The organism is Bradyrhizobium sp. CSA207, from assembly GCF_029051685.1.
Classification (GTDB): domain Bacteria; phylum Pseudomonadota; class Alphaproteobacteria; order Rhizobiales; family Xanthobacteraceae; genus Bradyrhizobium.
On sequence record NZ_JAACFT010000024.1, the window covers coordinates 114646 to 132979 of the forward strand.

At 62.2% G+C, this 18334-nt stretch carries 19 protein-coding genes; 11 read left to right on the top strand and 8 right to left on the bottom strand.

Annotated elements, in window-relative coordinates; translation table 11 throughout:
* The first annotated feature begins 5 nt into the window (after window positions 1-5).
* From GWG65_RS26225 to GWG65_RS26245, 5 genes are all read left to right on the top strand, one after another.
* Complete coding sequence (locus GWG65_RS26225; RefSeq protein WP_275198443.1) at window positions 6-1274, top strand: cytochrome P450; 1269 nt, start codon at window positions 6-8, stop codon at window positions 1272-1274.
* 88 nt (window positions 1275-1362) lie between these two features.
* Window positions 1363-2448, top strand: coding sequence for an NAD(P)-dependent alcohol dehydrogenase (locus GWG65_RS26230; protein ID WP_275198444.1), 1086 nt, complete (start codon window positions 1363-1365; stop codon window positions 2446-2448).
* Between the two features lie 22 nt (window positions 2449-2470).
* Window positions 2471-3709, top strand: coding sequence for a cytochrome P450 (locus GWG65_RS26235; RefSeq protein ID WP_275198445.1), 1239 nt, complete (start codon window positions 2471-2473; stop codon window positions 3707-3709).
* A 62-nt stretch (window positions 3710-3771) separates the two neighbouring features.
* Window positions 3772-4920 carry an acyl-CoA dehydrogenase gene (locus GWG65_RS26240; RefSeq protein WP_275198446.1) on the top strand — a complete coding sequence of 383 codons (1149 nt, stop codon included), beginning with the start codon at window positions 3772-3774 and terminating at the stop codon, window positions 4918-4920.
* Window positions 4921-4928: 8 nt separating this feature from the next.
* Entirely contained in the window at window positions 4929-6125 is a 1197-nt protein-coding gene (locus GWG65_RS26245) for an acyl-CoA dehydrogenase family protein (RefSeq protein WP_275198448.1), read from the top strand.
* A gap of 132 nt (window positions 6126-6257) precedes the next feature.
* Here the strand turns inward: GWG65_RS26245 and GWG65_RS26250 are convergent, their stop codons facing one another.
* Genes GWG65_RS26250 through GWG65_RS26260 form a run of 3 tightly spaced genes read right to left on the bottom strand, consistent with a single transcriptional unit; the run spans window position 6258 to window position 8812 of the window.
* Complete coding sequence (locus GWG65_RS26250; RefSeq protein WP_275198449.1) at window positions 6258-7217, bottom strand: nitronate monooxygenase; 960 nt, start codon at window positions 7215-7217, stop codon at window positions 6258-6260.
* A gap of 22 nt (window positions 7218-7239) precedes the next feature.
* On the bottom strand, window positions 7240-7644 hold the full coding sequence (locus GWG65_RS26255; protein ID WP_275198450.1) for an OB-fold domain-containing protein: 405 nt from the start codon (window positions 7642-7644) through the stop codon (window positions 7240-7242).
* A 1-nt stretch (window position 7645) separates the two neighbouring features.
* Entirely contained in the window at window positions 7646-8812 is a 1167-nt protein-coding gene (locus tag GWG65_RS26260) for a thiolase domain-containing protein (protein WP_275198451.1), read from the bottom strand.
* A gap of 155 nt (window positions 8813-8967) precedes the next feature.
* Between GWG65_RS26260 and GWG65_RS26265 the strand changes: the two genes are divergently transcribed.
* Together GWG65_RS26265 and GWG65_RS26270 are read left to right on the top strand one after the other, a co-directional pair.
* The gene (locus tag GWG65_RS26265) at window positions 8968-9831 is read left to right on the top strand and encodes a MaoC/PaaZ C-terminal domain-containing protein (protein ID WP_275198452.1); all 864 of its coding nucleotides are present in this window, start codon (window positions 8968-8970) and stop codon (window positions 9829-9831) included.
* A gap of 59 nt (window positions 9832-9890) precedes the next feature.
* Window positions 9891-10667, top strand: coding sequence for an SDR family NAD(P)-dependent oxidoreductase (locus tag GWG65_RS26270; protein ID WP_275198453.1), 777 nt, complete (start codon window positions 9891-9893; stop codon window positions 10665-10667).
* 110 nt (window positions 10668-10777) lie between these two features.
* Here GWG65_RS26270 and GWG65_RS26275 read toward each other — a convergent pair whose 3' ends face one another.
* Both GWG65_RS26275 and GWG65_RS26280 read right to left on the bottom strand, forming a co-directional pair.
* A complete protein-coding gene (locus tag GWG65_RS26275) occupies window positions 10778-11992 on the bottom strand; it encodes an ABC transporter substrate-binding protein (protein ID WP_275198454.1) in 1215 nt (404 codons plus the stop codon).
* Window positions 11993-12029: 37 nt separating this feature from the next.
* Window positions 12030-13169: an acyl-CoA dehydrogenase family protein gene (locus GWG65_RS26280; RefSeq protein WP_275198455.1), complete on the bottom strand. Its 1140-nt coding sequence runs from the start codon at window positions 13167-13169 to the stop codon at window positions 12030-12032.
* 349 nt (window positions 13170-13518) lie between these two features.
* On the opposite strand from GWG65_RS26280, the gene GWG65_RS26285 reads away from it, so the two are divergent.
* Window positions 13519-13686 (top strand): hypothetical protein, encoded by a 168-nt coding sequence (locus GWG65_RS26285; RefSeq protein WP_275198456.1) that lies wholly within the window; start codon window positions 13519-13521, stop codon window positions 13684-13686.
* 27 nt (window positions 13687-13713) lie between these two features.
* Here the strand turns inward: GWG65_RS26285 and GWG65_RS26290 are convergent, their stop codons facing one another.
* Window positions 13714-14208, bottom strand: coding sequence for a MarR family transcriptional regulator (locus tag GWG65_RS26290; protein WP_275198457.1), 495 nt, complete (start codon window positions 14206-14208; stop codon window positions 13714-13716).
* Window positions 14209-14389: 181 nt separating this feature from the next.
* Between GWG65_RS26290 and GWG65_RS26295 the strand changes: the two genes are divergently transcribed.
* The 3 genes from GWG65_RS26295 to GWG65_RS26305 are packed head-to-tail and all read left to right on the top strand — an operon-like array spanning window position 14390 to window position 17058.
* On the top strand, window positions 14390-14701 hold the full coding sequence (locus tag GWG65_RS26295; protein WP_275198461.1) for a hypothetical protein: 312 nt from the start codon (window positions 14390-14392) through the stop codon (window positions 14699-14701).
* Between the two features lie 38 nt (window positions 14702-14739).
* Complete coding sequence (locus tag GWG65_RS26300) at window positions 14740-16059, top strand: Rieske 2Fe-2S domain-containing protein (protein WP_275198462.1); 1320 nt, start codon at window positions 14740-14742, stop codon at window positions 16057-16059.
* Window positions 16060-16095: 36 nt separating this feature from the next.
* A complete protein-coding gene (locus GWG65_RS26305) occupies window positions 16096-17058 on the top strand; it encodes a PDR/VanB family oxidoreductase (RefSeq protein WP_275198463.1) in 963 nt (320 codons plus the stop codon).
* Between the two features lie 254 nt (window positions 17059-17312).
* Here GWG65_RS26305 and GWG65_RS26310 read toward each other — a convergent pair whose 3' ends face one another.
* Together GWG65_RS26310 and GWG65_RS26315 are read right to left on the bottom strand one after the other, a co-directional pair.
* The gene (locus tag GWG65_RS26310) at window positions 17313-17984 is read right to left on the bottom strand and encodes an MBL fold metallo-hydrolase (protein ID WP_275198472.1); all 672 of its coding nucleotides are present in this window, start codon (window positions 17982-17984) and stop codon (window positions 17313-17315) included.
* A 61-nt stretch (window positions 17985-18045) separates the two neighbouring features.
* A partial coding sequence (locus tag GWG65_RS26315) for a hypothetical protein (protein ID WP_275198464.1) occupies window positions 18046-18334 on the bottom strand: 289 nt, incomplete at its 5' end.

Below are 18334 nucleotides of genomic sequence, written 5' to 3' on the forward strand. Positions count from 1 at the left end.
ACCAATTGAGCGCTGCGAATTTTCCGATCCCCGAAGATATTGTCGCCGTGCTGACGGACCCCGCAGCCTATGGCACTCAGCGTATCTTCGATGCCTATCGCTGGCTGCGCGTCAATCAGCCGCTCGGAAAGGCCAGCCCGCGCGGCTTCAACCCTTTCTGGGTCGTTACGCGCCACGCGGACATTCAGATCGTCAGCCAGCAGAGCCAGCTGTTTCGCAGCAGTGATCGCCCGGTGGCGTTGCTGAGCAGCAAAGCCGAAGCCAGGATCGAGGCGGCGACGGGTGGCAACGGCCTGCTCCGCACCCTGGTGCAGATGGATGCTCCCGATCATCCCAAGTTCCGGGCATTGACGCAGAAATGGTTCACGCCAGGTAGTTTGCGTTCGATCGAAGGCAAGATTCGCGACATCGCGAAAAGCTATGCAAACCGTCTCGCCGCGTCGGGCCAGCATTGCGACTTCGTGTCCGAAATCGCGCTCGGGTTTCCGCTTCGGGTGGTCATGACGATTCTGGGCGTCGATCTGGATCATGAGCTCAAGATGTTGCGCTTGACGCAGGAGTTCTTCGGCGGCAAGGACCCGGACAACGCGCGCAGGGGTCAAAATGACGGTGCCACCGCTCTTTCGGATGTCGTCTTCGAGTTCGGCGAGTTCTTCTCGTCTGTGGTTGCGGACCGGCGCGCCAACCCGTCCGATGATCTTGCAAGCGTGATAGCCAATGCGCAGATCGACGGCGAGTCGATCTCGGACCTGGATGCGCTCAGCTATTTCGTGACAATCGCGACCGCCGGCCACGACACGACATCGTCCTCGAGTGCGGGCGGGATGTGGGCGCTTTGCGAGCATCCGGAGCAGTTCGACAGGCTGAAAGCCAATCCTGGCCTGATCTCCGGCTTCGTCGACGAGGCGATCCGCTGGACCACGCCGGTCAAGCATTTCATGCGCACGGCAGCCGCGGACACCGAGCTCGACGGCCGTTCCATCAGGCGCGGCGACTGGCTCATGCTGTGTTACGCCTCCGCTAATCGCGATGAGGCCGTCTTCCAGGATCCTGACGCGTTCCGGATCGATCGGTCGCCGAACCGGCATCTCGCCTTCGGCTACGGAGCCCATCTGTGTCTTGGGCAATATCTTGCCAAGCTCGAGATGCGGATCCTCTTCGAAGAATTGTTGCAGCGGATTTCGTCGGTCGAACTCGACGGCGCAGGAGCAATGACCGTTTCCTGGTTCGTCAACGGGCCCAAGCGGCTTCCGATCCGCTTTCAACTCCATTGATGACCCCACCACGACCCGCTTCCGCATGGTTTGACGGACTGCCGCATTTGCAACGGAGCAGAAGACGAGCATGAAGATCACAGCCGCAATGGCGCTTGCGCCGGAGCGCCCATTCGAACTGATCAACTGCGATCTGTCCGATGACCTTGCGCCCGGAGAGGTGCTCGTCCGCATCGAGGCTTGCGGCATCTGCCATACCGATCTCGCGGTGAAACTGCAGCACATCCCCGTGCCGCTGCCCAAGATTCTCGGCCATGAGGGCGCGGGCGTGATCGAACGCGTCGGTCCGGGCGTGGTCGGGCTGGCCGAGGGAGATAACGTGCTGATGAGCTTTGGCTCGTGCGGCGCATGCGGACAGTGCCAACTCGGCGCGCCCGGCTATTGTGATGAGTTCGGGATGATCAACCTGTTCGGTCAGCGGCGCGGTGGCTCAGGCCTCCGCTACCGCGGCGTTGAGCTTGGCGGCTACTTCTTTGCGCAATCGGCGTTCGCAACCCATGCCATTGCCACGGCCCGGAACGTGGTGAAGATCGGCAAGGATCTACCGCTCGCGCTGCTCGCGCCCATGGGCTGCGGGATCCAGACCGGCGCGGGCGCGGTGTTGAACGTGCTGTCCCCTCGGCCCGGTGCGTCGATCGCGGTGTTTGGCGTCGGCGCAGTCGGGATGGCGGCGATCATGGCTGCCAAGCTGGCGGGCTGCAGCACGATCGTTGCCGTCGACATCCGGGCCGAACGGCTTGCCGGTGCGCGCGACATCGGAGCAACCCACACGGTCGACGGCCGGACACCCGATCTGGCAAAGGCGGTTGCCGCGCTGGGCAGCGTCCGCGGCGTCGATCACTCGCTCGACACCACGGGTGTGCCCGAGGTGGTCGCCGCTTCGATCGCGTGCCTGCGGCAGCGCGGGTCATCCGCTCAGGTCGCCGCACCGCCGCGCGGGACGCGGTTTCCCGTGGAGGCGAGCGTCCTGGTCGGCGGAGGTCTGACGGTGCGGGGCGTCGTCGAGGGTGATGCCGTGCCCACGATCTTCCTGCCGCGACTTGTCGACTTCTTCCGCCAAGGACGGCTGCCGCTCGACAGGATCGTCAGCTTCTATCCGTTCGAAAAGATCAACCAGGCCGTCGAGGATATGGAAACCGGCGCAACCGTCAAGCCGGTGCTGCGGATGAACTGAACAGGAAACCAGGGAGGACGCGATGCAAGATACGAAGTTAGATCAGGCGATCGTCGACGACAAAACTTACGGTGCTCTCGATAGGCAGCATGTCCTGTTCTCGACCCTTCGCAAGGAGGATCCCGTGCATTGGACCGAACCTCCGGGCTTCCGTCCGTTCTGGACCGTCAGCAAGCATCAGGACGTCATCGAGATCGAACGGCAGAATGAGAGGTTCATCAACGCGCCGCGCACCAAGCTGTTGTCCATCGATTTCGAGACAAAGGTCCGGGAAGCGATGGCAGGCCGTCCAATGCTGGTTCGCGCGATCAATCAGATGGATAATCCGGATCATGCCAAGTACAAGAAGATAACGCATGCCTGGTTTCAGCCGCGTGAAGTGCGTCATCTCGAAGACAGGATCGCTTTGATCGCACGGACCAGTGTCGACCAGATGCTGGAAAAGGGGACTGAGTGCGACTTCTACAAGGATGTCGCAGGGTGGTATCCGCTCAAGGTCATCATGCTGATCCTCGGAATTCCGGATGAACACGGCCAGCGACTGCTCGACATCACCCGAGCCTATTTCAGCGGCGGCGATGCGGAGATGCAGCGTGGCAATGACCTGATCGATGCCACCTTCGCCTATGTGAACTTCTTCAAGGAGGTGGCGCGGGAACGACGGCAGAATCCCACGGACGACCTCGCAAGCATCATTGCGACGGCCGAGGTCGACGGCAAGCCGATAGGCGAATTCGAGACCTCGTCCTATTACGTGGCGCTCGCCAGTGCCGGTCACGACACGACCAGCGCAACGCTCTCCGGCGGTCTGCTCGCCTTGATCGAGAATCCCGGAGAGATGCGGAAGCTGAAGGAAAATCCAGATCTCATTCCCGCCGCCGTCGAGGAAATGGTGCGCTGGGTATCTCCGGTGAAGCATTTCTTCCGGACCGCGACCGAGACCTATACGTTGCGCGGCAAGACCATCAAACAAGGAGATAACCTGCTGCTGGCCTATCCGTCTGCGAATCGGGATGAGGATGCCTTCGAGCGTCCCTTCGCATTTGTCGCAGACCGGACGCCGAACCGCCACGTCGGCTTTGGTTTCGGCATCCACGCCTGTCTTGGAATGTATCTCGCGAAGGTCGAAATGATTGCCTTCATGCGCGAGCTGCTCTCGCGCGTCGACGGAATCGAACTTGCTGGCGAGCCGGCCTGGACCGAGACAACCTTCGTCGGCGGCTTGAAGCGGCTTCCAATCCGTTTCTCGCGACTCCATTAGAAGATGGCCGATCTGCGCGCCCGGAAAGCGGGACCGGTAGGTATGATGTGTGGAGCTGAGGGATGGATCTGACGCCGAGCGAAGCGCAGCAGATGCTGCGCCATAGCGCGCAACGGTTTATCGCTGAACATTGCGACCCGGCCGCACGTCGCCATGCGATGCAGGATCCAATGGGATTCAAGCGCCAGAACTGGGGCAAGTTTGCGGATCTGGGCTGGCTCGGGCTTCCGTTTCCGGAGGAGGTTGGCGGCTTCGGCGGAGGACCCGTCGAGGTCGCGATCCTGATGGAGGAGTTCGGCCGGGGGCTTGCGACCGAACCTTATCTCTCGACGGTGCTGCTGGCTGGGACCCTGATTGCCGAATGTGGCACGGAAAAGCAGCAGAAGGGGTTGCTGCCGGCCATCATCAACGGCGAGCGTCTGTTGTCGTTCGCTCACTACGAGTCGGACGCAAGGGCAGGTCTTTCCGAGGTCCACACCGTGGCGCAGACTGACAATCATGGTTGGACGCTCCACGGACGCAAGATCGCCGTGCTCGACGCGGTCTCTGCGGACGTCCACATGGTGTCGGCGCGTTTGCCCGGTGCGCAGGGTGCCGGACTTGCTCTCTTCCTGGTGCCGAAGGATGCCGCAGGAGTGACGCTGCGCGATGCACCACGTCTCGGTGGGGGCCGCGTCGCGGAACTGACATTCGACCACGCCCGGCTTGTGCCCGATGCGCGGCTCGGAAGCGGTGCGGAGGTGCTGCCGACCATCCAGAGCGTTGTCGATCGGGCGATTGTTGCGCTCAGCGCAGGGGCCGCCGGCATGATGAGAAGCATGTTCGACGCCACGCTCGACTATACAAAGGTGCGCAAGCAATTCGGTCGGCCGCTCGCGGCCAACCAGGTGATCCGTCACAGGCTGGCCGACATGTATGTTGAATGCGAGGAGGCCCGAGCGATGGCGGCGCGTGCGGCTCTTCTCGTGGGAGCCGATACCGATTCGACGCAGCGGTCGCTCGCCGCGTCCGGCGCCAAGGTGAAAATCGGCCGCTGCGCGCGCAATGTCGCGGAGCAAGCGGTGCAACTCCACGGCGCGATGGGCGTCACGGATGAACTCGATCTCGGCCTTTATTTCAAACGGCTGCTGGTTTTCGAAGCACTTTTCGGAAGCGTGGATTATCATCTGCAGCGTCACGCCGAGCTATTTGGCAACTCCCGAGCGGAATGAGATCAGTCATGTCGCTATCGTTCACGCCCGAGGAATTACGGTTCAGAGATGAGGTGCGAGCATTTATCGCCGCGCGTCTTTCTCCCGAGCTGCGGCGGGCCAGCTCTCTCAACGTGTCCTTCTTCTCAGATCCCGATATCGTCGCGCCGTGGCAAAGGGCTTTGCATGAGCGAGGCTGGGTCGCACCCGGTTGGCCCCGGGAGCATGGTGGCCCGGGCTGGACGGCGACGCAGCGATGGATCTTCGAATCCGAGTGTGCCGCAGCAGGAACGCCGCAGCTATCCCCCATGGGTATCAAGATGATCGGGCCGGTCTTGATGCGCTTCGGGACCTCGGAGCAAAAGAAGTTCTACTTGCCCCGCATCCTTAGCGGCGAAGATCGGTGGTGCCAGGGCTATTCGGAACCAGGCTCGGGATCGGACCTTGCCTCGCTGAAGACACGTGCCGTTCGCCGGGGCGACCACTACGCCGTCAACGGCACAAAGATCTGGACAACGCATGCGCACTTCGCAAACCGCATGTTCGCGCTGGTCCGAACCAGCGACGAGCCGAGGCAACAGGACGGCATCAGCTTTCTGCTCATTGACATGGCATCCCCAGGCGTCACCATTCGCCCGATCATGATGATCAGCGGGGACCATGACGTCAATCAGGTGTTCTTCGACGAGGTGGAAGTCCCCCTCACCAATCTCATCGGCGAGGAAGGGCGGGGCTGGACCTGCGGCAAGTATCTGCTGGAATTCGAGCGGGGCGGCGGAATCAACTCGCCGAAACTGAGATATGCGCTCGAGAAGGTGCGGGGATTGGCCAACTCCGGCTTGTCCTACAAGGCGATATTGCTTCAGAAGATCGCAACCAAACTGTCGGAAATCGAGCTCGACGTCCAGACACTGGAGTTCCTCGAATTGCAGGTCTTGTCAGCTTTGCAAAGAGGCGAAAATCCAGGACCGGTGTCGTCCGTCCTCAAGCTGCGTGCGAGCGAGATCCACCAGGCCATCTCGCGCGTGGGAGTTGAAATGGTCGGGCAAAATGCGCTGGTGGAGGAAACGCGCCGTCCTCTCCATGCCCTTAAGGACCGGCCGCTCATCCCGGAAGAAGTCCTAAGCGTGGTGCCCCGTCATCTCAACGGCCGCGCCAACACGATCTTCGGCGGTAGTTCGGAAATCCAGCGCGACATCATTGCCAAGCAAGTGCTCGGGCTTTGAAGGACTGACCGCCTAAGCTTGATGCGGCGCGCTGGAGGTCGTCCTGCAAGGTGCCTATTGCCGACGTCAAAGGCCGGGAGCGATCCCGGCCAGTTCTTCACGCGAGCCGAAAGCCGGAGTCCGAAGACGACCTCAGACCATAGCGGGAGTCTGGCAAGCTTCCGCATATTCCCGCTTCAGCCTCCCAACCAGGTCCGCTACCGACGGGATTTCGTCGATCAGATCGATTCCTTGACCCGCGCTCCACAGGTTCTTCCAGGGCTTTGCGCTCTCAGGCAGATGGTCGTGCCGCATGCCCTTGCCCTTCGGCTCGGGCAAGGCGTCCGGATTGAGGCCAGCAGCGCGCAACGACGCGGCCAGCCAGTTCGCGGCCACGCCGGCAACCTTCTCCGTGTAAATCAGGTCTGACGACGTCTGCGACACGATCATGCGTTTGTATTCGTCGGGCGCCAGCGACTCCGTGGTGGCGATGAACCTGGTCCCGAGATAAGCCAGGTCGGCACCGAGCACTTCTGCCGCACGAATGGTGGCGCCGTCGGAAATGGCGCCGGCCATGACAATCGTCCCGTTGAAGATCGAGCGGACCTTGCGGATCAATGCGAGGTGGCTGATCGTACCGGAGTGGCCGCCACCCCCAGCGCCGATGCAGATCAGGCCGTCGACGCCGGCTGCGATGGCGCGCTCGGCGAACGGGATGCTGGTGATGTCGTGGAAGACCTTTATTCCACGATCATGCGCCTGTTGAACAATGGTCTTGGGATTGCCGCCGACGGTGATCACGATGTCAACGCTTTGTTCGGCACACAGATCGAGGTGGCTTCCGACCTGGTCTTCCGGCGTCTTTGCAGACAGGTTCACCGCAAGCGGACCGACCGGTCCCGGCGCGTGCCCTGCGTGTTCGCGCAGATCCGCCGAGATCGTGCGCAGCCAGTCAGCGAACTCGTCGAACGAGCGGGCGTTCTGGCGTGGCAGGGCGCCAATCACGCCCGCCTTGCAGGCCTCGCGGACGAGATCAGGGCCGCTGACAAGGAACATCGGTGCGCAGACGGTGGGCAACGAAAGCGATCGCCGAAGCTTTGGATCGAGCGACATGAAGGTGCTCCTGGGCCGTTCGTCAGCCCGGACCCGGGGCGAACATCGGGATCATCGTCCCGTTCTCGGCTGGCTTGAATACGACGTGGACACGTTGCCCGATCCGCAGCGAATCGAGATCGCAATCGACGATATTGCTCAACATCGTGATGCCCTCGTCGAGCCGCACATAGGCGATCGCATAGGGCGTGGGACCGGCACGGCGGGTGACGCTGACGCTGTAGATCTCACCTTTCCCGGTGACGTCGCTCCATTCGGCGTCTCCGAGACAATAGGGGCAAAGCGGCCGCGGATACCAATGCGGCTTGCGGCAGGAAACGCAGATTTTCACGCGAAGCGACCCGATTGCCGTTGCGGCAAAGAACGGCTCGGTTGCGGGGTCGTGCACCGCTGAGCCGAGCGGGCGGTCCTGATACATCGTCGTCATCTCACGCGCGCTCCATGATCAGGGTGGCACTGCCATGGCGCGAGCCGAGCAAGCCGCCTGTGCCTTGGGCCAGGGCAAGGTTGCAATTTGGGACCTGCACCTTGGCGTGGGTTTCGCCGCGCAGTTGGCGGACGGCCTCGATGACTTTGGTGATGCCGCCGCGATTGGCAGGATGGTTGTTGCAAAGTCCGCCGCCGTCGGTGTTGAACGGCAGCTTGCCGACTCCGGAAATCAGATTGCCGTCCGCGACGAAACGTCCGCCCTTGCCTTTCTCGCAAAACCCGAGATCTTCGATCTGCATCAGCACCGTGATGGTGAAGCTGTCGTAGATCGAGGCATATTGGATGTCGGACGGCTTGACACCGGCTTCCCCGAACGCGCGAGGACCGGACCACGCTGCGCCCGAGAACGTCAGGTCGACCTGCCCGTTGAGCTGACCTTTGATCGCTTCGCCGGCGCCGAGAACGTTGACGATGGGACGCTTGAGCGAATGCGCGATCTCGGGGCGAACGACGAGCAGGGCACCGCCGCCATCGCTGACGACGCAGCAGTCGAGGCGGCGCAATGGATCGGAGATCATGGGCGAGGCGAGGACGTCGTCGACCGTGACCTGATCGCGCAACATCGCATTCGGATTGTGCTGCGCGTGAGTCGCGGCCGCGACCTTGATCCACGCCAGCTGTTCGCTCGTCGTGCCGTACTCGTACATGTGACGGGCCGCCGCCAGCGCATACATGTTGACCGTCACGGGAGCATAAGGCGCTTCCCAGGGCACATCGGGCGTTCCGGCGCCGACGAGCCTTGGCGCCACGCCGCTCGATCCCTCGCTCCGCGGCCGGCCGGCGAGCGTGATCAGGGCCACGTTGCACTTGCCCATGGCAATCGCCTGGGCGGCATGCGAGACGTGAACCAAATAGGCGGAGCCGCCGGTGTCGGTGGTGTCCACATGGCGCGGCCGGAGTCCCAGATAGTCCGCCATGTTGTTCGCGCCGAGGCCCGGTGCATCGCCCGCGCAGAAATAGCCGTCGACATCCTCAAGGCGCAGGCCAGCGTCTTCCAGGGCTCCGCGCGCACATTCGGCGTGCAGCTGGGCGACCGTCTTGTCCGGTGCTTCTCGGGTCGGGTGCTCATAGGCGCCTGCGATGCAGGCCTTGCGTCGAATGCTCATCAGGTCTCTCGAGCTCATGTTCAGCCCGTGGCCGCTCATCTGCACTGTGCATTGTTGACCACGACAGGCCGGGTCTATATCATTGGTTCAACCAAAGACCAATAGGCTGCATTCGTTTTTGGCGGGGACCAGTCCCGAGGGGAGAGCTGTCGGCGATGGTTGATTATGCAAAGACGCGGGCCTGGCGGTCCGGCGACGTCCACCACCCCTACACGGAAAAAGACACCATTCTCTACGCGCTCGGCGTCGGTGCCGCGAGCGGCCCATTGGACGAGCGGCAACTGCGCCTCGTATATGAAAAGGATCTCGTGCCACTTCCGACCATGGCGACCGTTCTGGCCTCGCCGGGGGCCTGGATGAGGGACAATGCGGAGCTCGGCATTGATTTCGCGAAAATGGTGCATGGCGAGCAGTCCGTGCAGATGCATTCTGCGCTTCCCCCGAGCGGAATTCTGGTCGGCAAGAGCCGCGTCGCGCGACTTGTCGACAAGGGCGAGAGCAAGGGCGCCATCATGCATGTCGAGAAGGAACTATGGGATGAAGCTGACAAACGATTGGTGGCCGTCAGTGAGCAGGTGCTCTTCCTTCGCGGCGATGGCGGCTTCTCAGAAGCCTCCGGCGGCGATGAACCCGCCGCCGCTCCGACGCCAGTCCCCGATCGTAGGCCGGACCGCGTAATCACGTTACCTACGCGCCCGGACCAGGCCGTGCTTTATCGCCTGTCGGGAGACCTCAATCCCCTGCACATAGACCCCGCGGTCGCCAACAAGGCCGGCTTCCGGGGGCCCATCCTGCACGGGCTTGCGACTTACGGATTTGCCTGTCGCGGCTTGGTGGAAACCTTCTGCGAAGGAGATCCCGCAGGGCTGAAGGCGATCCGCGCTCGGATGTCCGCGCCGGTCTTTCCTGGAGACACGATCCAGCTCGAATGCTGGCGCCTCGATGACCGCGTCGCATTTCAGGCGCGTGTCGTCGAGCGCGATGCGCTGGTTCTCAGTCACGGCTGGGCAACGACCTGATTCGCCCGAGCGGTGCGCGCACAAGATGTTGGACTTCACCAGAAACTGAGGAATTGGGAATGACGAAAAATATGGTGTCCCTACAAGGCCGGACGATCGTCGTCACCGGCGCCGCACAGGGGATCGGCAAGGCAACGGCCGAATTGGCGATCGAACTCGGGGCGAACGTCGTCGCCGTCGATCTCAACGGCGAGGCGCTCGGGCTCGTCCTGGCGGCATTGCCTGCGGAGCGGGTGATCAAGGTCATCGGCAGCGTCACGGACGCGGAGTTGGCCGCGAGCACCGTCGCAGATGCCGTCGGCCGGTTCGGTTCGGTGAACGGACTGGTCAACAATGCCGGCATCATTCGTCCCGCGATGATCGAAAAGATGAGCATGCATCAATGGCGCGAGGTCATCGACGTTCATCTCACGGGCGCGTTCCTCTGGCTGCAGGCGGTGGGACGCCATCTGGTGCAGCGCGCCAAGGACGGCGACGCCTCGGGAGGAGCCATCGTCAACATCTCGTCTGACGCGGGACGAAAGGGGTCGGTAGGCCAGATCAACTATGCCGCCGCCAAGGCCGGACTGCTCGGCATGACCATGACCGCGGCCCGGGAGTGGGGCAAATACAACATCCGGACCAATTCGATCTGCTTTGGCGTGGTCGAAACGCCGATGACCGAGGTGGTACGCGGCGAGAAATTCCGCGATGGCATGTTGGCGCAGATCCCGCTTGCACGCTGGGCGACACCGGACGAAGTGGTACGGACCGTCTGCTTCCTGCTCTCCGATGCGTCCTCGTACACGACGGGCCAGCACATCGGGGTCAACGGCGGCTTCCACATCAGTCTTTGACCCTACCGCCTTCGTCGCTGCCTTAGCATCTCCATATTCAGCAGTGCAGAAAGGCGCAGGCGAAACTTGCGGTGGGCGCGCACGAGACGCGACCCACCGGCTCTCTTCTCCTAATCCGCCGTGATCGGCTCGCCGGACAGGCTCCAGCTGGTTCCATCGAAAACGGCGATGCGCAGAGTCTTGAACGCCGTGTAGTCTTCGGGTGTGGTGCTGATGGTGATACCCGGCAGCATCATCGGCATTCGCTGGCCGTGCAGGGATGTCGCCTTCCGAATCAGGTTCGCCCGGGTCAACTGGTCGCCGCAGGCCTTCAGAACGGCCCCCAGCGCGTTGACATTCATGTAGGCGACGAGCACCGAGTAATCGTCTGGATTGACCGACGGCGCATACTTCTTGAGAAAAGTCTTGTAGTCCTTGACCTCATCGTCGTCGGCCCAGGCCGGATCGCCCGGTTGCTTGAGAAACTGCGTGGTGACCAGTCCGCGCGAGGCGTCAAGGCCGGCCGGCTTCAGCACCGTCTCGACGGAGGCGGTCGAGCCACCGATGATGTGCAGCGGATGCCAGTCCAGTTCATGAACCTTGCGGATCGACTGCGCCGCGGCCTTGGCCGAAGACTGCTCGATCAGCGTGTCGACGCCGGCGGATTTCAACTGAACGATTTGCGAGTCGATGGTTGGGTCGGAAACTTCATAGGACGCTTGGGCAACGATCAGAGTCGCCTTCGCGCCGAGTCCCGCGCGTAGGCCCTTGAGATAATCCTTCCCAAAATCGTCGTTCTGATAGAGAACGCCGATCTTTGCGTCCGGCTTGGCCTTGAGGATGTATTTGGCGATGACGCGGCCTTCGGTCTCGAAGTCGGGATAGAGCGGAACGGTCCAGGGAAATTGAGTGGGATCGTTGAAGCGGCGTCCTCCCGCCGTGATGAAGAGTTGCGGCACCTTCTTGGAGTTGAGATACTTCTGGATGGCGACGTTCGGTGCGGTCCCTATCGTGCCGACCTCGGCAAGGACGCCGATATCCTCGATGAGCTTTCGGGATTGCTCGACGGCTTTCGGCGCACTGTAGGCGTTGTCAAGTTGAGTGAAGCTGATCTTGCGTCCGTTGATCCCGCCCCCCTCGTTGAGCATGTCGAAGTAGCCGACCACTGCCCGTCCGGCCCCCGCGCCGAACGCGGAGGCCGGGCCGCTGAGCGGCGTCGATTGACCGAGCTTGATATCGGTGTCGCTGGCGCCTGGATCATAAGTCTTCTGGGCATGCGCGGCCGAGAGGGACAGGAGAGTGGTTGCGAATAGAGCGCACGATGTCGGGACCGATGTACGGCTCAAGGGCGTTCCTCCACGTCTGTGTTTCTTGATTTGGCGGCTATCGAAGCAGTTCGCGCGCGATGACGAGGCGCTGGATCTGGTTCGTTCCCTCGAAGATCTGGGTCAGCTTGGCATCACGCATCATCCGCTCGACCGGATAATCCATGGTGTAGCCGTAGCCACCGAAGACCTGCACCGCGTCGGTCGTCACCTTCATCGCCATGTCGCTGCTGAGGCACTTGGCCATGCTCGCGAGCAGGTTGAGGCGCTTCCAGTCGCCGGCGTCTCCGGCGCGGGCGCATTCGTACACCAGCGCACGTGCCGCCTCGATCTGCATGGCCATGTCGGCCAGGATGAACTGGATGCCCTGGAATTCGGAGATGCTCTTCTTGAACTGCTTTCGTTCCTTGGCGTAGGCGAGGCTCGCTTCGAACGCGCCTTGCGCGAGGCCGACGCATTGGGCGCCGATCGTCGGCCGATTGAGGTCGAGCGCGCGCATCGAGGCCTTGAAGCCCTTGCCTTCTTCGCCGACGAGGTTTTCGGCGGGTACGCGGACGTTGTCCAGGAAGATCGGCGTGTTTGGCGCCCCGCGGAAACCCATCTTGCGTTCATGGCGACCGAAGCTGATGCCTGGCATTTTCTTCGGCTCGAGAATGAATGCGCTGATGCCGTCTGAACCGGGGCTGTCGCTGGTGCGCGCCATCAGCACGATGTAGTCGGCGGCGACGCCATAGCTGCACCACTGTTTCCTCCCGTTGATGACGTAACTGTCGCCGTCCTTGCGAGCCCGCGTATTGAGGGCCGAAACGTCCGATCCCGCCTGAGGCTCGGAAATAGCGATAGCCGTGACGACGCCGCCCTCGGCAATGATCGGCAGGAATCGGTTGCGCTGCTCTTCTGAACCGAAGTGCAGCAGCGGCATGATGAACATGGTGTTGAGGCCAGCAATCGACGCGCAGGCCGGTGAGACTTTCGAGATCTCCTCACGTGCGATGCACATCATGGTGAGATTGCCGTTGGGACCGCCATACTGCTCGGGCACCCAGAGCTGCATCAGCCCCATTTCGCCGAAAATCTTGACGATTTCCTCGGGGAAGCGATCCGTCGCGTCGATCTCGGCCGCTATCGGTGCAACGTGCCTGGCGACCGCCTTCTGAATGCTGTCGCGAAAGGCGACCTGCTCCTCGGTGAAGCTCATGACGGCGCAACTCTCCTGCCTAGATCGATCAATGGTTGGACCATTATATCGGTGACGGGCAGTACTGGCAAGTAGGTCGGGCGCCGAAAAGCTTCCGGCGTCTATCTCCGGCCTCCGTCCGGTCGCGCTGTGCCCCGCGACATCCGAGAACGACAAAATCAGCTGAACCGCCAGACCGGACACGGCGTCAAGTATCTGAAGGTGGAGGCCGAGGCGTGGCATCGCGAAGGCATATGAGCTCAAGCAGGGGCAGTACTGACGTCTCCAAACAGCAGGTCGAGGAGATCGCGCTGAGCGTGGGAGGCTGCGCGGTCCTGGACAAAGCGAACACATTGTCGCGCCTGAGCCGATGGACAAGGGGCGTCGCCGCGCTTGCGGATGCGCAGGCGTCGATTGGACGCGAGATTCCTGCCCCGGCGGCCACCGGGACGAGGTGCTGTCGCGCGTGGTCGAAACATCGCCGGAAGAGATCGCCGATCTCGACAAGGAGGGCCCCTTCGGCCGGCCGCGCAACTAGGCGACGGCATCGCCGAGGCCACCGATGTCACTCGTCCGGCGCGCCGGCCACGGGGGAGGCCTTTGCGATCGCCAGCAGGCACTTCAGGAAATGAGCCCGATCTTCCTTGCGCAGGGGCGCCAGCATCAGGTTCTGCAGCTCGGCCGCCGCCGGGATGACCGCAAGCAAAGCTTCCTCACCCTTGGCGGTAATCTGGATCTGAATAGAACGGCGATCTTCCGGATTGCTCTTCTTTGAGACCAGCCGCCGCCCGGCCATTCGCTTGAGCATCTCGCTGAGTGTATTCCGGTCGCAACTGATGCGGTCGGCGAGAACGGACGCCGTCATCGGACCCTGCTGGTAGAGCGCCATGAGCACGCCGAACTGCCGAGGCGTGATGTCGCTCTGTCGGGTCAGGCTCTGATAAAGACCGTCATACCGGGCCTCGAGCAGCCGCAACAGGAAGCCGATGCCGCCTTCCAGTTGCCAGGTGCGCGCAAGCTCCCCCGCCGAATCCTTTTGCGTGCGTTTGCTTACGCTCATCCGGTTTCGATCTCGCTTTGGCACCCGGCCGTGACCCAGCGGTTAACAGCTTGTTCCGGCGAGCTCAACCCTGCCGCAATGCAGCGCAACTTTAGAAATTCGAACCATTGCAGACAGATCGGGACCATAGTACGTATACGTATCAATCAGAAGGCTCGTGGCGGCAACCAGGGAGGTCACTTTGCATCTGCGCGAATTGCTGGCGATCCCTTATCTGCTCGAAGCGGAAGCCGTGGAAAGGGAGCCCGGAGAATGGCTGATCCGCCTCGCTTACCCGGAACTTCCGGGCTGCGCGGCGGAAGGCGCGGTGGTCGAACATGCGCTCCGGGATCTCGAACGGCGACGGATCGAAATCATCGTCGGCCTGGTCGAGCAGGGCCAGCAGCCTCCGATACCGCGCCAACCGCTCGCAACATCCGATCCGCTCTGGACGGTACGCGATCTCGGCCTGTCGGAGCGCGTGACTCCGCTGCTCACCACGGCAAACCCATAACGGCGACCTGATGCCATCGATTCGAATGGAGAACCGTCATGCTCTCACATGAAGATAATGAGCGGCTGGTGAGAGTGGGGAAGGGCACGCCGCTTGGCGAACTCTTCCGTCTCTACTGGATTCCGTTTTTGCCTTCGGCCGATCTGACCCCGGACGGGCAGCCGCGGCGGATCCGGTTGCTCGGCGAGGATCTGGTCGCTTTCAGGGATTCCGAGGGGCGCGTGGGCCTGGTCGACCAGGCTTGCCCGCACCGGGGCGCTCCCCTGATCTTCGGCCGCAACGAGGACTGCGGGCTGCGATGCGTCTATCACGGTTGGAAGTTCGATGTGACGGGGGCCGTCACGGATATGCCGGCAGAGCCGGTGCGTAGCCGTCTTAAGGAGCGGGTGCGCATCAAGGCGTACCGCTGCCGCGAGCGCAACGGCATGATCTGGACATATATGGGCCCCGACCAGGCCGAGCTTCCGCCGCTTCCGAACATCGAATGGAATCTCGTGCCGCAGGGGCAGGTGCATGTCAGCCTGCGCGTCCAGGAATGCAATTGGCTGCAGGCCGTGGAAGGCGAGATCGATTCGGCGCACGCGCCGTTGCTTCACGGCCGCCTGGACGCCCAAGGCACAACGAGCGCGTGGATCCAGAAGCGGGACCTTCGCCCGACATTCGAATGCATCAAGCAGGATTTCGGGATGAGCATCGCTGCGCGGCGCAACTACGACGCCAACACGCTCTACTGGCGCGTGAACCAGTTCATGCTGCCGTTCTACACGCTGGTCCCGCCGCTGTCTCCGTTCCCGGATCTCAGCGGGCACGCCTGGGTGCCGATCGACGACGAGAACACGCTCTGCATCATGTTCTCATACCATCCTTCCCAGCCGCTCCGCCCCAAGACACGGCAGATCTTCGCGGAAGGGCACAATGGCCGCGAAAGCGGACACGCCAGCCGCAACGCGCTCGTTCAGCATCCCGTGACCGTCCCCTATGCCGGCTACTGGACCAAGTACAATCCGCAGAACGGCTTCCATTTCGACTACGAGTCCCAGCGCACGACCTGGTTCTCGGGCTTGCCTGGGCTGTGGGTGCAGGACGGTGCCTGCCAGAGCGGCGTCTCACCAATCTTCGACCGTACCAAAGAAAATCTTTGCTCGAGCGATACCGGCATCGCGATGACGCGCCGCTGCATCCTCGAAGCACTCGGCGCCTATCGCGATCATGGCACCAAGCCAAAGGGCGTGGCTGACCCCGACGTGTTCATGGTGCGAGCCGTGTCCTTGCGACTTCCGCCGGAGGAGTCCTGGGCCGACGTCGGCGCGCCGTTCATGCAGGCCAAGCTCGGCGCCGATTTCGGATACGAGATGTGAGTCGGACGTCCTCTCAACTGGCAGAGGCTGGACACCGTGACTGAGCGCGTCATCTCGGTTCGCGTCAAGCGGATGACCTACGAGGCCGAAGGCATCAATTCCTACGAGTTGGTGCCGCCGGACGGAGGCGAGCTCGATCCGTTCACGGCTGGCAGTCACGTCGATCTGCACCTCCCGGACAAGATGATCCGGAGCTATTCGCTGTCGAACGATCAGCGCGAGCGGCATCGCTACGTGATCGCGGTCAACAAGGACGCCGCGAGCCGGGGAGGGTCGAGCTTCCTCCACGACCATGTCAGGGTCGGAGACATTTTGACAGTTTCGGCTCCCAAGAACAATTTTCCACTCCACGAAGATGCGGAGTCATCCGTCCTGATCGCCGGGGGCATCGGCATCACGCCGTTGCTGTCGATGATCCACCGGCTTGAATTTCTGGGACGCCGCTGGGACCTGTTCTATGCCGCGAGGACGCGAGCTGCCGCGGCGTTTCTCGATGAAATCGGAAGCTTGCGGCCCAACGTTCATCTCAATCTGCACGTCGACGTCGACGACGAGCGGTCGGGACGGATGTTCGACGTGGCGTCGATCGTCAAACAAGCGCCCGCGCAAGCTCATCTGTACTGCTGTGGCCCCGCGCCGATGCTGGAGGCGTTCGAGGCCGCCGCGGCCGACCGTCCCGAGGATTGCGTCCACGTCGAGTATTTCCAGGCTAGGGACGCCCCGGCGCTCGAGGGTGGCTTCGAGGTAAGGCTGGCCAGAAGCAACCGCACCGTCACAGTGGAAGCGGGCAGAACCATTTTGGATTCGCTCCTCGAGGCCGGCATCACACCCAACTACGCCTGCAGCGAGGGTGTCTGCGGCACCTGCGAAACGCGCGTGCTGGAAGGAATACCGGACCATCGCGACCAATATCTGAGCGAGGAAGAGCAGGCCTCCAACAAGGCGATCATGATCTGCTGCTCAGGCTCCAGGACGCGCACACTCGTTTTGGACCTCTAGTGGAATGCAACAATGATTGAGGGATGAAACCATAAGATCTGTATCGCGAATTGTTGGAGACCTGATGGTCGCCCCTGTGTATTCGCCGGCGTTGGCGAATTCTGCTCGCGTCATGAAAACCGTGTGAAAGAGCGCATGGGCTCGGGCGACCGCGTCTCGCCTGATCGGGCTGGACATCGCGGGCGACGTGTAAACCGTGCGCCGCGATGGATCTAGAAACGCGCTCGCCTTGGATCCAGCAGCAATCAAATCGACTAGCGGCCGGCCTCGCGTTCGGCTTCGAGTCGTTGTTCGGCGCTGGCGCGCAACGACGCGAGCTGCTTCAGTAGGCCATCCGGATCGACCAGCGGGTTAATCTCGCCGGGCTTGCGAGTTGCCAAGCGATCACGGGCTTCCGTCAGCCCGTTCGAGAAGGGGTGGGTCGTCAGATGGACCGTGACTGGTTTGTTGGTCAGTTTGACCAGGGCGCTAATCCGGTCGACGCTCGCGATATAGCTATTGACTTGGTTCGAATCCTTGATGGCATTGAGGCCAAGTCCGCCGATCGTGATGGCGCGGTATGTATTGCTGCCGTCCTTGACATCGAAAGTATAGGAGACCGTACCTAGCGTGTGACCAGGAGTTTCCAGTACACGGAAGGTGTTGTCGCCGAGGGAAATTGCGTCTCCATCCTTCGTCACGACGTTCTGTGGGATCATGGACCAGGGTCGAGGCGTCGCTTCCGATTCCTTGGCGGACTCCGCGGCTTCGTTCCATCCGGTCTGAGTCATGACGAATTTCGCGTTCGGCAAGAGCGGCCGGAGCTTTACGGCACCCCCCACGTGGTCGAAATGACCGTGCGTCATCAGGACATATTCCGCACTGGGGCGCGTGATGGGACTGTCGCGACGCGAGCCCGCGGGCGTGCTGGCGCAGCCGTCGATCACAGGCAACACACCACCGGCCAGCAGGCCCGCATCAAGCTTGGAGACCTATGGGACAGGCAACCTAAGAGCAGTTCAGCTGCTGGCTGGCCACAGCAAGCCTGAACGATTCGTTATCTCGGCGTCGAAGTTTATGATGCGCTTTCGATCTCGGAGCATGCGTCATGAGCTCGAGGGACTGCAGGGTGTTCTTGCGCGTGTGAACTTGGAAGCGACCGGCAGGTTTTGGCGCAGAGCGGACCATCGCCAAAGTGCTAATGGAAGCCAAGTGCGCAGACGCAGACATGCGGCGCGATTCGGTCAGCAGATCAATACGGGCGAGTTTTCGGCACGCAGGCGTCGGCCGCAAAGGC